This window comes from Xanthomonas cucurbitae (assembly GCF_002939885.1).
GTDB lineage: Bacteria > Pseudomonadota > Gammaproteobacteria > Xanthomonadales > Xanthomonadaceae > Xanthomonas > Xanthomonas cucurbitae.
Window position 1 is genome coordinate 105,616 of the sequence record NZ_MDED01000011.1, and the last position, 13,237, is coordinate 118,852.

The window sequence follows — 13,237 nt, forward strand, 5'->3', positions numbered from 1 at the left end:
GCCGATCAGGTCAGCCCGACGCTGAGGATTTCGCGGGTGGCCACGCCGTCGGAGGCGGTGTCGATCGAGTACAGGGTGGACACGCCCTGGGTGGTGGACGCCTGCATCGTCACGTAGGACTGCTGCTGGTTGTTGGTGGCATTGTGCGCGGCGTTGGACAGCGCCTGGCTGGTGGCGACGAACAGGTTGCCCATTGCGATCGCCGGCGCATCGCCGAGGACCTTGGTGTTGACCTGGGAAACGGAATCGGTGATCTGGCTGTTGACGGCAGTCGGAAAGGCCATGGTGATAGCTCCTTGAGGTGATGGAAGAACGAAGAACCTGCGGCGTTGGCGTGGTTAGCCGAGAATCTTCTTGGTGGTGGCACCGAGGGTGCCGGTATCGAGCGAATACAGCAGCGAGACGCCCATCGTGGTTGCTGCCTGTGCGGTGACGTACATCTGTTGTTGCGCCAGCGTTGCGTTATGGGCTGCATTGGCCAGCGCTTGCGCGGTGGCCTGGTACAGATTGCCCATGGCCGCAGCTGGAGCGCTGCCCAGGACCTGCAGATTGGCTTGGGTGACCGAATCGGTGATCTGATCGTTGACGGCGGTGGGAAATGCCATTGGCGGGTGTCCTTGGCGTCAGCCGGTTGGTCAGACGCCCAGGATCTGCTTGGTGACCACGCCGGTAGTGGCGGTGTCGATGGAGTACAGCGTGGCCACGCCCATGGTGGTGGCCGATTGCGCGGTGACATAGCTCTGCTGCTGCGCATTGGTCGCGTTGTGCGCCGCATTGGCCAGCGCCTGCGCAGTGGCCTGGTACAGGTTGCCCATGGCGATGGCCGGGGCGTCGCCGAGCACCTTGGTATTGACCTGGGTGACGGAGTCGGTGATCTGGTTGTTGACGGCGGTGGGAAATGCCATTGGTTTCTCCTAAAAAGTTGGAATCAGCGCGACGTCAGCCCCGGCACGCCTGTGCTCAGAATCTGCTTGGTCGCCACCCCGGTGGTGGCGGTATCGATGGAGTAGAGCGTGGCCACGCCCATGGTGGTGGCCGATTGCGCGGTGACGTAACTCTGCTGCTGCGCATTGGTGGCGTTGTGGGCTGCATTGGCCAGCGCCTGTGCGGTGGCCTGGTACAGGTTGCCCATGGCGATGGCGGGGGCATCGCCCAGCACCTTGGTGTTGGCTTGTGTGACGGAGTCGGTGATCTGGTCGTTGACGGCGGTTGGAAATGCCATGCTGTTACTCCCTGGTTGGCGGATGGGTGTAGCGCTTGAACAAACGTGACGGTGTCGAGGTCCCGCAAGCAGCCTGCCGGTCTGGTGGAGATGTGTTGCGGTGGCGCCGCATCACCGTGGAGCAACAGTAGATCGCTTCCGCGTCGCAGGATTGGTTCAAACGACGGCAATGCCGGGCTTATCGACGCAACGCCGCCATTGCTTGAGAGCGATATGCCGATTACCACCGTGATCTGGAACGTGGTGCGGGCGATTCATTGGCCAATCGCAACCGGGTTTGCACAAACACCCTGCGCAATGCGCCGGTCGGTGTGCGTGTCGGGGCCGGGCTGGCAGCTCGCGTTTGCTTGGGCAAGCCTCTGCGGCGGCCGGTGGCGGCTGAGATGCCATCGATGCCCGGCCGGGGCGTGCCGGCGGTGTTTGCGGGAGTGGTTGCGAGCGGCAGGCATTCGCGGACCGCGTGGCTGCGTGGTGCTGGCGCATGCAGCAGTGACTGCGGCGCGCGGGCTTGTGTGCCTGGCACGTCGGGCCGGGCCGGTCAGTGGGGGTGATGTGGTATTGCGTAGGCTGCGCGCGGTCGAGGACACCTGCGACCGGTGGCCCTACTGGATGCGCTGGGTGATGTGGTGTTCATGGCAGGCGCGCAGTTGAACCCTGTTGGCACGCGCAGCGCGGTGTCTGCTGCATGCGTCTCCCGCACCGCCGCTGGCCAGCAACGCCTGGGCGCTGCTGGCCGGATCCTGCGTTACCGCTTGCTCAAGGTCTGCACTGCCTCGACCAGCACGCCGACGTGCTCCGGATTCATGTCCGGCGACATGCCGTGGCCGAGGTTGAAGACGTGGCCTTCGCGCGAGCCGCCGTTGCCTTGCGCGTAGCTGTCCAGGGTCTTGCCCACTTCGGCGCGGATCGCCTCCGGCGACCCGTACAAGGTGGCCGGGTCCAGGTTGCCTTGCAGGGCGACACGGCCGCCGGCGCGCTGGGCGGCGTCGGCCAGCGCGATGGTCCAGTCCACACCCACCGCTTCGGCGCCGCTGGCGGCCAGCTCGCTCACGTAGGCGCCATTGCCCTTGCCGAACAGCACCAGCGGGGTGCGTTCGGCACCGTTGCCACGCTCCAGCTCACGCGCGATGCGGGTCAGGTACGGCAGCGAGAACTCGCGGTACATCGCTGGCGACAGCACGCCGCCCCAGGTGTCGAACACCTGCAATGCCTGCGCGCCGGCTGCGCGCTGCGCGGACAGGTAGGCGATCACTGCATCGGTGACGGTGCCGAGCAGATGGTGCAGCACGTCTGGTGCGTTGAAGGCCATCGCCTTGATGCGCGCGTATTCCTTGCTGCCGCCGCCTTCGATCATGTAGCAGGCCAGCGTCCACGGGCTGCCGGAGAAGCCGATCAGCGGCACCGCGCCGTCCAGCTCGCGGCGGATCAGCCGCACCGCATCCATCACGTAGCGCAGCTCGGTTTCCATGTCCGGCACGCCCAGGCGGGCGATGGCGGCGGCATCGCGCACCGGGTGACGGAACTTGGGACCTTCGCCTTCGACGAAGTACAGCTCCAGGCCCATCGCATCGGGGATGGTCAGGATGTCGGAAAACAGAATCGCCGCATCCAGCGGAAAGCGCTGCAGCGGCTGCAGGGTCACCTCGCAGGCGATCTCCGGGTTCTTGGCCATCCCCAGGAAACTGCCGGCGCGTGCGCGGGTGGCGCGGTACTCCGGCAGATAGCGGCCGGCCTGGCGCATCAGCCACACGGGGGTGCGGTCCACGGGCTGGCGGTTGAGCGCGCGCAGCAGACGATCGTTCTTGAGCATGAGCACAGGTGTCCTCAAAGCGCCGCGTCGGCGCCGCCGTTAATGAGTTGGAAGCCGCGTTTGAGCTGGGTGTCGCGGGCCTTTTCGAATGCCCGGTCGGCCTCGTGCTGCAGCAGGTATTGATCGCGTCGTAGCTGCGTGCGCCCACCGATCTGGCCGCTTTCGCGCAGCAGTTCCCAGCCACCGAACAGATCCGGTTGCAGGGTCAGCTGGACGTAGCGAAGCGGCTGGTGACCGCCGGAATCGTGTTGCAGGAGGATGCGCATGTCGCCGATTGTAGCCGGGCACTGCTGAAGGCGGCATGGGCCGGAGGCGGTGCGACCGCTCCGGGCGCGAAGGTTTCGCACCGAGGTGGGTGCCGTATCGGGAACGCCTGTCGCGCTCGGGCGCGCTCCTACGGGGCGGGATGGTGATGGCGTGTGTGGTCAGGCGGCGGTTGATGCGCAGCAGGGCAAGGCGATCGATTCGGAACACATGACGCGTAGGAGCGTGCCTGCGCGCGACGAGGCTTTCCCGGGAACGCCTGTCGCGCTCGGTCGCGCTGCTACGGGTCGGGATGGTGATGGTGTGTGCGGTCAGGCGGCGGCTAGTGCGCAGCAGGGCGAGGTGATCGATTCGGAGCACATGGACGCGTAGGAGCGTGCCTGCGCGCGACGGTGCTTTACCGGGAATGCCTGTCGCGCTCGGGCGCGCTCCTACGGGTCGGGATGGTGATGGCGTGTGTGGTCAGGCGGCGGTTGATGCGCAGCAGGGCAAGGCGATCGATTCGGAACACATGACGCGTAGGAGCGTGCCTGCGCGCGATGGCGCTTTACCGGGAATGCCTGTCGCGCTCGGTCGCGCTGCTACGGGGCGGGATGGTGATGGCGTGTGTGGTCAGGCGGCGGTTGGTGCGCAGCAGGGCGAGGCGATCGATTCGGAGCACATGGACGCGTAGGAGCGTGCCTGCGCGCGACGGTGCTTTCCCGGGAATGCCCATCGCGCTCGGGCGCGCTCCTACGGGGCGGGATGGTGATGGCGTGTGTGGTCAGGCGGCGGTTGATGCGCAGCAGGACGAGGCGATCAATTCGGAACCCATGACGCGTAGGAGCGTGCCTGCGCGCGATGGCGCTTTACCGGGAACGCCTGTCGCGCTCGGTCGCGCTCCTACCAGGCGCCTGAGTGCCCATCGCACCTCCGTTGCCATCGCTGGCCGGGGCAGGCCCTAGCCAGCCAGGATCTCCAGCACCACGGCCTCGTCCACGTCAGGCACCACTTCGGCCTTGCCAATGCCGCGCCACAGCACCAGTCGCAGGCGTCCGGCCAGGTTTTTCTTGTCCAGCCGCATGCGCCCGAGCAAGGCCTCGGGCGCCAGGCCGGCCGGGATTTCGGTCGGCAGGTCGAAGTCGCGCAGCAGGGCGCGCAGCGCTTCGGTGTCCTGCGGGGTGCTCATGCCCAGCGCCGCCGACAGGTGGGCGGCCAGCACCATGCCCACCGCCACCGCTTCGCCGTGGTTGAGATTGTCGTTGCCCGGCGCGCCGTAGCCCTGTTCGGTTTCGATGGCGTGGCCGAAGGTGTGGCCCAGGTTGAGCAGGGCGCGTTCGCCTTTTTCCAGCGGGTCGCGCGCCACGATCTCGGCCTTGTGCTCGCAACTGCGGGCGATCGCCTGCGCCAGCGCGGCCGCATCGCCGTCCAGCAAGGCGCGGCGTTCGGCGTGCAGCCACTGGAAGAACAGCGGGTCGCGGATGGCGCCGTACTTGATGACTTCGGCCAGGCCGGCGCGCAGTTCGCGCGCGGGCAGGGTGCGCAAGGTATCGGTATCGGCGATCACCGCACGCGGCGGATGAAATGCACCGACCAGGTTCTTGCCCTGCGGGATGTCCACGGCGGTCTTGCCCCCCACCGACGAATCCACCATGGCCAGCAGGCTGGTGGGCAGTTGCACGCAATCCACCCCGCGCATCCAGCAGGCAGCGGCGAAACCGGCCAGGTCGCCGACCACGCCGCCGCCGAGCGCGAACACGCAGGCGTCGCGGGTGGCGCCCAGCTCGGCCAGCGCCGCAATGCTCGCGCCGAAGTTGTCCAGGGTCTTGGAGGCTTCGCCGGCGGCGATCACCAGCTCGCCCAGCAGCAATTCCGGGCGTGCCTGCAGCAGCGCACGGCGCACGCCGGCCGCGTAATGCGGGGCCACCTGGGTGTCGCTGAGCAGCAGCGCGTGGCGGCCGCGGACGTGGCTGGCCAGGCGCGCGCCGTCGGCCAGCAGGCCCGGGGCGATGGTGATGGTGTAGGGGGTTGCGCCGTCGACATCGACGCTGCGCGAGGAACGGGGAAGTGTCATGCGGGGGGACTCGACATGCGCCATTGCGCGGCCAGCCGCAGCACCAGCTGCGCAGTGGCCTCGGCGGGAGAGAAATGATCGGTTTCCAGCGTGAGGTCGGCGACCTCCTGGTACAACGGAGTGCGCTGGGCGGCCATCGCGTGCAGCACCTGCGTGCGATCGGCGCGCTGCAGCAGCGGGCGGTTGCGATCGCGTGCCAGCCGTGTGAGTTGGGCTGGCACGCTGACATGCAGGTAGACCACGAAGCCGCGCTCGCGGATGTGCTGCCGGTTGCGTGTATCCAGCACTGCGCCACCACCGGTGGAGACCAGCTTGTTGTGTTGCTGCAGCAGCGCCTGCAGGGTGTCTGCTTCCAGCTGCCGGAAGCGCGCTTCGCCGTGCTGTTCGAAGATGGCCGGGATGCTGCTGCCGGCCTGCTCGACGATGGCCTGGTCCACATCCACGAAGTCCAGCCCGAAGCGCTCGGCCAGGCGGCGGCCGATGCAGCTTTTTCCGGCGCCCATCGGGCCGACCATCACGAGATTGGGAGCGGGATTCATGCACCGCGATCCTAGCATTCACGCTCGTGTGCCGGGCCAATGGATGCGCGCTGAAATCCTCCCGGCCACGCCGCGCCGGCCGTTGCCGCGTTGCGGATCGCTCCGCTGCGCCCGCAACAGCAGGCCGCGGTCGTCAAGCCCGGGACAAGTGCCCACGATGCGCCCACAATGGGCACCCACCTGGCTGCCACGCACCGTCATGCCCGATCTGTACGCCGAAGCCCTTGCCACCTTCACCGCGCTCTACGCCGAGGCGCACGACAGCGCCGAGCTGGAAGCCAGCGCCATGACCGTGGCCACCGCCAACGTGGATGGGCGGCCGAGCGCGCGCACGGTTCTGCTCAAGGCCTTCGATGCCCGCGGCTTCGTGTTCTACACGCACCTGGACAGTGCCAAGGGGCGCGACCTGCAGACCCATCCACAGGCAGCGTTGCTGTTCCTGTGGCGCAGCCTGCGCGAGGCCGGCGTCCAGGTGCGCATCGAGGGCGGCGTGCAGCTGGTGAGCGCGGGCGAAGCCGATGCCTATTTCGCCTCGCGTCCGCGCATGAGCCAGATCGGGGCCTGGGCGTCGCTGCAATCGCAGACGCTGGGCTCGCGTGCCGAATTCGATGCGGCGATCGCCAAGGTCGAAGCCACCTTTGAAGGCCGTGACGTACCGCGCCCGGATGGCTGGGGAGGCTTTCGGGTGGTGCCGCAAGCGTTCGAGTTCTGGTACGGCGCCAGCTTCCGCCTGCACGAGCGCTGGCGCTATGAGGCCGACGCGGCCAGCCACTGGACCAAGCGGATGCTGTATCCGTGAGGCGGTCGCGCCCGGTGGCATCGACGGCGGTGCCGTGGTGCGCGCAATCCAGGTGCCGGGCACGGGATGGCCGGGCCGGGCGGGCCTTTCTGCCGGTCGCGAACAGTCTGTAGTATGTCTGCCCATCGCATGACCACGGTTGCATGACTAAAGGACAGGACACCGTATGACGCAGTACACCACCGTCGACCTGCACGGCCTGTTGGCCGAGCGCTACCGCGGACAGCCGATCGAGGTCGAACTGATCGACGGCCTGGAGCCGGCGATCAACCTCACCCTGGCCGATCACGGCGACATGCAGATCCAGGTCGCCGCCTCCGGCTCGCAGATCTTCGTCTCCACGTTGCTGGCGCATGCCGAGCAGGTGAGCGACCGGGCCGCGTTCAACGACGCCTGCCTGCGGCTCAATCCGCTCAATCCACTCTCCAACCTGGGCCTGGTCCAGGTCGAGGGCAAGGACAGCTACGTGGTGTTCGGCGAGCTGTCGGCCTCGTCCACGCTCGAGCAGATCGACGAGGAAATCCAGACCCTGGCGGCCAATACACTGGATGCCGCCGAATCTCTCAAGCCGTTTTTTTCATAAAGGCGTTGTCATGAGTATCTTTTCCAAGCTGATCACGCTGCTGCGTGGGACCGCACACGAAACCGGCCAGAAGGCCGTGGACGCCAATGCCTTGCGCATCCTGGACCAGGAAATGCGCGATGCCGGCGCCCAGCTCACGCGTTCGCGCGAGGAGCTGACCAAGCTGATGGCGCAGAGCAAGCTCGCCCAGCAGAAGATCGACGCGCGCGCCGGCAAGATGGCCGAGTACACGCGCTATATCGAAGGTGCGCTGGCCAAGAACGACGAAGCGCTGGCGCACGACGTGGCCGCCAAGCTGGCCGCGCTGGAAAGCGAGGATGCCGGCGACAAGTCTTCCAAGAGCGCGCTCGACCAATCGGTGGTCACGCTCAAGGCCACCATCCAGAAAACCGAGAACCAGCTGCGCGGCATGCGCCAGCAGATCGATACGGTCAAGGCCACCGATGCCGTGCAAAAGGCGCAGGCCGCCATCGCCGCGCGCCATTCCGGTGCCAGCAGCAAGATGGGGTCGGCGCTGGAGTCGCTGGAACGCATCAAGGCGCGGCAGGCGGAAACCTCCGCGCGGATCGAGTCGGCCGAAGAACTCGAAGCCTCCAGCGGCGACGGCGATCTGAACCGGCGCCTGGCCGCGGCTGGTCTGATGGAAGGCGAATCTAATGCCGCTGCGGTGCTGGCCCGTTTCAAGAAGCCGGCCGCGCAACTGGGCCACGACAATGCCAGCGGGACTACGCCCTTGGTCGGCCAGGTCCGCGACGTGCAGCAGGTTCCGCGCAGCGACAGCTGATTCCACCCGCCGGGCACAGGACGCGCCATGATTCTTGTCGGACGGTTGTTCCGGGTCTTGCGGCGCCACGTGCGCCGCGTCAGCTGGGGGATGGTGGCGCTGGCATTGCTCGCGCACATGGGCCTGAGCTGGGTGTTGTTGCTGCTGGCCGGCGAGCACAAGCTCGTCGGCCTGGACGCGTTTCCGTATTACTACATGACCACTGCCACCACCATCGGCTATGGCGACCTGTCGCCGGGGTCGGTGGCCGGGCGCTATGTTGCCGCGTTCGTGCTGATGCCGGGCGCGGTGGCGCTGTTCGCCACGGTGCTGGCCAAGACCAGCGCGGTGCTCATCATCTTCTGGAGGCGTCATTCCATGGGCAAGATGGCCTACGACGCGTTGCGCGGGCACACCATCCTGATCGGCTGGCAGGGCGCGGCGTCCACCCGGTTGCTGGAATTGTTGCTGTCCGATACCGCCACCGACGACGAAGGCGTGGTGCTGGTGGCCGAAGGCATCGCCGAAAACCCCATGCCCGACCATATGCGTTTCGTCGCGGCCGAGTCCTACACGCACACCGAGGTGTATCTGCGTGCCGGCATCGCCGGCGCGGCGCGGGTTATCGTCAACCCGCCGTCCGATGACCAGACCCTGGCGGCGGTGTTCGCGTTGATGGCGCACGCGCCGACTGCACATGTCGTGGCGCATTTCGATTCGGCCAGCGCCGCACGGCTGGTCAACTGCCATTATCCGTCGATCGAATGCACGCGGCCGATGACCGCCGAACTCCTGGCCCGCGCCGCGCAGGACCCCGGCAGCGCGGCGATCACCGCCGAACTGCTGTCGGTGGACGATGGCCCCACCCAGTTCAGCCTGGCCGTGCCAGCCCATGTCCAGATGCTTGATTACAGCCGGCTTGCGGCCGATTTCAGCCAACGTGGCGCCTTGCTGCTCGGCCTGCGTGCGCCAGACGGCGCGCTGTGCTTGAACCCGCCAGCACGCACCGCTGTCGCCGCCGGTGCCATGCTGTACTACCTGGCAGAGCAGCGCGTGCCTGCACAGGCAATTGCATGGGCCGCGCTGCGTGCCGAATCCTCCTTTCCTGCATCGCCACAAGGTCTCTGACGATGAGTTTTTTCAGCAAGTTGTTCGGTCAACCACAACCACCGGCGCTGCCGACCTCCGGCACCGGCGCAATCGGGCATGCGCTGCCGTTGGGGCTGCGCGTGGGTGGGCAGGTCGCCATCGACACCACGCTGTACCGCATGGCGCCGGGCGCGATGATTGCCGAACTCCCCGGCGGAAACCAGGGCATTCCGTGCTACGGCCATGTCGATCTGGGCGATGGGTATTCGCTGCACCGCTTCTATCTGGATGACGATGCGTTCCTGCAGGTCACCACCGTGGGCGGCGATCTGGAAGCGATGAAGGCGTTCGTGTATTGCGAAACGGTGAACCCGCCCAGCAAGCAGGCGTTCCAGGAGTTCGTGATGCAGCACCCGCACCTGGGCGCGGCGCAGATCGAGTACGCCGGCAAGCGCTGGCAGCGTGCCACCCAGTCTACCGACGAGGCCGCGCGCATTCCGCCGATCGCCTACGACGAAGTGCTGTACCGCTACCAGCCGCCGCGTCGCGACGGCGACCTGACCCACTACGCCATGCTCTACAGCCGCCAGGTACCGGAGCTGCAGCGCGAGGAATTCCTGCTGGTCACCGGCGAGGATTCTGGCCCCAACGAGTTCTGCGTTACCTATGCGGTCGGGATCGACGTCACCGTTGCCGATCTGGACATCACCTGAGCCAGCGCTCGCCCCTTCCTCAACCGGTCCTGTCATGAACCCGATCAACCTGCAAAGCTTTCTGGCATTTCTTTCCTACTTCGGCACCGGCCTGGGCGTGCTGATCGTCTCGGTGGTGCTGGTGACCCTGGTCACCCCGCACAAGGATTTCACCTTGCTGCGGCAGGGCAACGTGGCCGCTGCCACCGCGCTGGCCGGCAACCTGATCGGCGTGGCGCTGCCGCTGCATTCGGCCATCACCCATTCGGTGAGCCTGATCGATGCCTTGATCTGGGGCCTGGTGGCCTGCGGTATTCAGGTGGTGGCGTATCTGCTGGCCAATCTGGTGGCCGGGCGCATTTCGCGCCAGATCACCGACAACGTCACCGCCGCGGGCATCTTTTCTGCCGGCGTGTCGATCGCTGTGGGCCTGATCAACGCCGCGGCGATCACGCCGTAACGGAGCCTGCGCCATGAAGCGATCACGCAACCTCAAGCTCACCCTGATGGCCGCCTTGCCGGCCGCCTTGGCCACCGGCTGCGGCTCGGAGCCAGAAACCGGGGTAGTGCTGCAATCGGCATCGGACTGTTACCAGATCAAACAGGAACAGGGCAGCATCGAACAATGCCTCAAGGCCTACGATGAGGCGGCTGCCAAACACCAGCAGACCGCGCCGCGTTTCAATACCCGCTACGAGTGCGACGAACAATTCGGCAGTTGCACTGCGATACAGAACCAGGGCCAGCAGAGCTGGGTTCCGCCGATGGGCGGATTCCTGCTGGGCTATGCGCTGGGCAATATGAGCGGTGGTGGCGGTTATCGCTATGGCGGTGCGATTCCGTTGTATCGCGATTACCGTAGCGGCGGTTTCTACAAGCCCAATGGCGACCTGGCCAGCAATCGCATCGGCACGGTGCGTGGGCGCAGCGGCAGCATCGACATGCCGACGCGCGCGATCACCGTGTCGCGCTCGGGTTTCGGCTCCAGCGCAGCGGCACGCAGCTCGTTCGGCAGCGGCGGGCGCAGTTCGGGGTTCGGCGGCTGACATGCAACGCATCGCCATCGCCGAACGCCCGGATTGGCGCACCCAGGCCGAGTCGCTCGGCTTCCATTTCCACACCATCGATGGCGAGCCGTACTGGGACGAGCGCGCGTACTACGCATTTTCGTTGCGGCAGATCGAAGACGACATCGAAGCGCCCACCCAGGACTTGCACGACATGGCGATGCAGTTGGTGGGTGAGGTGGTCGGCTCGGAGGAGTTGCTGACCAGGCTGGCCATCCCGCCGTTCTATTGGGACTGGATTGCCGGCTCCTGGAACGACCGCGACCCGCATTTGTACGGCCGCATGGACCTGGCCTACTCCGGCGATGGCCCGGCCAAGCTGTATGAACTCAATTACGACACGCCCACCGCGTTGTACGAGGCAGCCTACTTCCAGTGGTTGTGGCTGGAGCAGCAGATCGCCGCCGGGGCGTTGCCCAAGGGCAGCGACCAGTACAACCTGATCCAGGACCTGCTGTGCGAAACGCTGGGCGCGCTGGCGATGGAGGGCGCGGTCGGCGCACAAATGCACTTCGCCGCCGTGCGCGAATCGCTGGAAGACCGCGCTACGGTGCGTTACCTGCGCGACTGCGCGCACCAGGTGGGCATCGCGACCGAAGAAGTCGCCATCGAAGACATCGGCCTGAGCGCTGAGGGCTGGTTCACCGACGAGCAGGACCGCGTGATCCAGACCTTGTTCAAGCTCTACCCGCTGGAATTCATGATGGAAGAGCGCTTTGGGCCGGCGTTGATCGCCAACCGCGTGCGCCTGATCGAGCCGGCCTGGAAATCGGTATTGAGCAACAAAGGCATCCTGCCGCTGCTGTGGGAACGGCACCAGGGCCATCCGAATCTGCTGCCCGCGCGTTTCGCGCAGGCAAACGAAGCGGCAAGCGCCGGTTGGGTGCGCAAGCCGCTGCTGTCGCGCGAGGGCGCCAATATCTCCCTGGTGACCGCACAGGGCGAGACCGCACAGACCGACGGGCCGTATGTGGACGGGCCGGCGATCCTGCAGGCGCACCATCCATTGCCGGTGTTCGATGGCCGTCATGCGCTGGTGGGCAGCTGGGTGGTGGCCGACCGCCCGGCCGGGCTGGGCATGCGCGACGACGATGGCCCGATCACGCGCGACACCTCGCGTTTCGTGCCGCATGTGATCCTGGATTGAGGGTGGTGCCTCGCACATCCCGCAACCGCAGGCAAGTCGCTGTGGATCTGCGAGGCAGTGCGGGTTTTCCACACCCCCTGTGGATGGACGTTGCACAAGGCTGTGGACAAGTGCCGGCAGGCCCCGGCCCGCAACGCTGTCAAGATGGGTGGCGAAAAAATGACCAATCAGTTGCGGTGACGTATCCGCCGTGCTGATTGAGGCAATGCCGGCAAGATCGGCAAAGTCTTCGCTGGTCCCGCGCGTATCGATGCGTCGCATGCGGGGCCGGCAGGAGAGGGCGCATCAGATCGTCGGTTGGGGCAACGGTGCAGGCGATGCACGCGATGCCCATCGAACGGCGGCGACAGTGCGGCAGCGCCATCCGCACGCCACGATCAACAGGGCGTCAGTCTCCCGCCTTCCGTTGCGGAGAAGTGCGCCACCACGCATGCGTGGCGCCTCAGACCCGCCGCGCCACCACCAGGCTGAGCACCGCCAGCAGCCAGGCCAGCACGAACACGCTCAGATAGGCGGCCATGGTGGCCGATGCCAGCAGCGCGGCGAACAACGCGCCCGCCAGCGCCAGCATGCCGGCCACCGCAATGGCTTCGCTCAACTGCATCGCCGAGCTGTTGGCTCCTTGCCGATCGGGCGGCGACAGTGACAGGGTCAACACCGACAGGCTGGGATACAGCAGCCCCATGCCCAGCCCGGTCAAGGCCCAACCGGCAATCGCCAGTGGCACCGGAAAGGCCGGCCACACCGCGCCTGCGCCGATCGCGATCCCCACCATCATCAACACTGCTCCAGCCTGGAGCAGGCGCGGTCGCGGCCAGCCGGCACGGCTATGGCCTTGGTACCACGAGCCACTGAACCAGCCCAACGCACCCACGCTCAGTGCGACACCGGCCAGCAATGGCGACAACCCGCGCTCGCGCGACAACAGCAGCGGCAGGAACGCTTCGAAGCCAAAGAACGCTGACGCTGCGATACCGCGCAGTGCGATCACGCTGGGCAGGCCGCGTGCCAGCCGCAAGCTGCCGGCCGGCAACAACTGCCAGGCGCAATACACCGTGAGCAGCAGCGCCGGCAGCATCGCCACCGGCGCACGCATGCCGTGCAGTTGCCCACCTAGGGACGCTCTGAACAAAGCAGCCTGATCTGCGACAATTAACCGACGACCCACGCGGACGATTTCGATGCAACTGAGCTTTGGCGACGCGGAGT

The 13,237-nt window shown here is 66.6% G+C and carries 16 protein-coding genes and 1 pseudogene; 8 read left to right on the top strand and 9 right to left on the bottom strand.

Going from position 1 to position 13,237, the window contains the following annotated elements:
• Positions 1-5: 5 nt before the first annotated feature.
• The 8 genes from XcuCFBP2542_RS08055 to XcuCFBP2542_RS08100 form a co-directional block, all read right to left on the bottom strand.
• Entirely contained in the window at positions 6-284 is a 279-nt protein-coding gene (locus XcuCFBP2542_RS08055; RefSeq protein WP_104603085.1) for a RebB family R body protein, read from the bottom strand.
• Between the two features lie 54 nt (positions 285-338).
• Positions 339-605, bottom strand: coding sequence for a RebB family R body protein (locus XcuCFBP2542_RS08060; RefSeq protein WP_104603086.1), 267 nt, complete (start codon positions 603-605; stop codon positions 339-341).
• A gap of 30 nt (positions 606-635) precedes the next feature.
• The gene (locus XcuCFBP2542_RS08065; RefSeq protein ID WP_022973269.1) at positions 636-905 is read right to left on the bottom strand and encodes a RebB family R body protein; all 270 of its coding nucleotides are present in this window, start codon (positions 903-905) and stop codon (positions 636-638) included.
• Positions 906-928: 23 nt separating this feature from the next.
• Entirely contained in the window at positions 929-1,222 is a 294-nt protein-coding gene (locus tag XcuCFBP2542_RS08070; RefSeq protein ID WP_104603087.1) for a RebB family R body protein, read from the bottom strand.
• A 745-nt stretch (positions 1,223-1,967) separates the two neighbouring features.
• A complete protein-coding gene (gene hemE, locus XcuCFBP2542_RS08075) occupies positions 1,968-3,032 on the bottom strand; it encodes a uroporphyrinogen decarboxylase (RefSeq protein ID WP_104603088.1) in 1,065 nt (354 codons plus the stop codon).
• A gap of 14 nt (positions 3,033-3,046) precedes the next feature.
• Complete coding sequence (locus tag XcuCFBP2542_RS08080) at positions 3,047-3,298, bottom strand: WGR domain-containing protein (protein WP_104603089.1); 252 nt, start codon at positions 3,296-3,298, stop codon at positions 3,047-3,049.
• A 938-nt stretch (positions 3,299-4,236) separates the two neighbouring features.
• On the bottom strand, positions 4,237-5,349 hold the full coding sequence (gene aroB, locus XcuCFBP2542_RS08095) for a 3-dehydroquinate synthase (RefSeq protein WP_104603092.1): 1,113 nt from the start codon (positions 5,347-5,349) through the stop codon (positions 4,237-4,239).
• Complete coding sequence (locus XcuCFBP2542_RS08100; RefSeq protein ID WP_104603093.1) at positions 5,346-5,888, bottom strand: shikimate kinase; 543 nt, start codon at positions 5,886-5,888, stop codon at positions 5,346-5,348. Before XcuCFBP2542_RS08100 ends, aroB begins: the two co-directional genes overlap by 4 nt.
• 199 nt (positions 5,889-6,087) lie before the next feature.
• Here XcuCFBP2542_RS08100 and pdxH point away from each other — a divergent pair, with 199 nt between their 5' ends.
• The 8 genes from pdxH to XcuCFBP2542_RS08140 all read left to right on the top strand — a co-directional run bounded on the left by pdxH (position 6,088) and on the right by XcuCFBP2542_RS08140 (position 12,028).
• Entirely contained in the window at positions 6,088-6,687 is a 600-nt protein-coding gene (pdxH, locus tag XcuCFBP2542_RS08105; protein ID WP_104603105.1) for a pyridoxamine 5'-phosphate oxidase, read from the top strand.
• Positions 6,688-6,853: 166 nt separating this feature from the next.
• Positions 6,854-7,270: a YjfI family protein gene (locus tag XcuCFBP2542_RS08110; RefSeq protein WP_104603094.1), complete on the top strand. Its 417-nt coding sequence runs from the start codon at positions 6,854-6,856 to the stop codon at positions 7,268-7,270.
• Positions 7,271-7,280: 10 nt separating this feature from the next.
• Positions 7,281-8,054: a PspA/IM30 family protein gene (locus tag XcuCFBP2542_RS08115; RefSeq protein WP_104603095.1), complete on the top strand. Its 774-nt coding sequence runs from the start codon at positions 7,281-7,283 to the stop codon at positions 8,052-8,054.
• A gap of 27 nt (positions 8,055-8,081) precedes the next feature.
• A complete protein-coding gene (locus XcuCFBP2542_RS08120) occupies positions 8,082-9,161 on the top strand; it encodes a potassium channel family protein (RefSeq protein ID WP_104603096.1) in 1,080 nt (359 codons plus the stop codon).
• Positions 9,158-9,835: a YjfK family protein gene (locus tag XcuCFBP2542_RS08125; protein ID WP_211292987.1), complete on the top strand. Its 678-nt coding sequence runs from the start codon at positions 9,158-9,160 to the stop codon at positions 9,833-9,835. The genes XcuCFBP2542_RS08120 and XcuCFBP2542_RS08125 overlap by 4 nt, the downstream gene beginning before the upstream one ends.
• 34 nt (positions 9,836-9,869) lie before the next feature.
• Positions 9,870-10,274: a DUF350 domain-containing protein gene (locus XcuCFBP2542_RS08130; RefSeq protein ID WP_104603098.1), complete on the top strand. Its 405-nt coding sequence runs from the start codon at positions 9,870-9,872 to the stop codon at positions 10,272-10,274.
• Between the two features lie 13 nt (positions 10,275-10,287).
• Positions 10,288-10,860, top strand: coding sequence for a DUF1190 domain-containing protein (locus tag XcuCFBP2542_RS08135; RefSeq protein WP_104603099.1), 573 nt, complete (start codon positions 10,288-10,290; stop codon positions 10,858-10,860).
• 1 nt (position 10,861) lies between these two features.
• Positions 10,862-12,028, top strand: coding sequence for a glutathionylspermidine synthase family protein (locus XcuCFBP2542_RS08140; RefSeq protein WP_104603100.1), 1,167 nt, complete (start codon positions 10,862-10,864; stop codon positions 12,026-12,028).
• Positions 12,029-12,470: 442 nt separating this feature from the next.
• Here XcuCFBP2542_RS08140 and XcuCFBP2542_RS08145 read toward each other — a convergent pair.
• Positions 12,471-13,145, bottom strand: a pseudogene (locus XcuCFBP2542_RS08145) (MFS transporter); the annotation flags it as partial.
• Between the last annotated feature and the right edge of the window lie 92 nt (positions 13,146-13,237).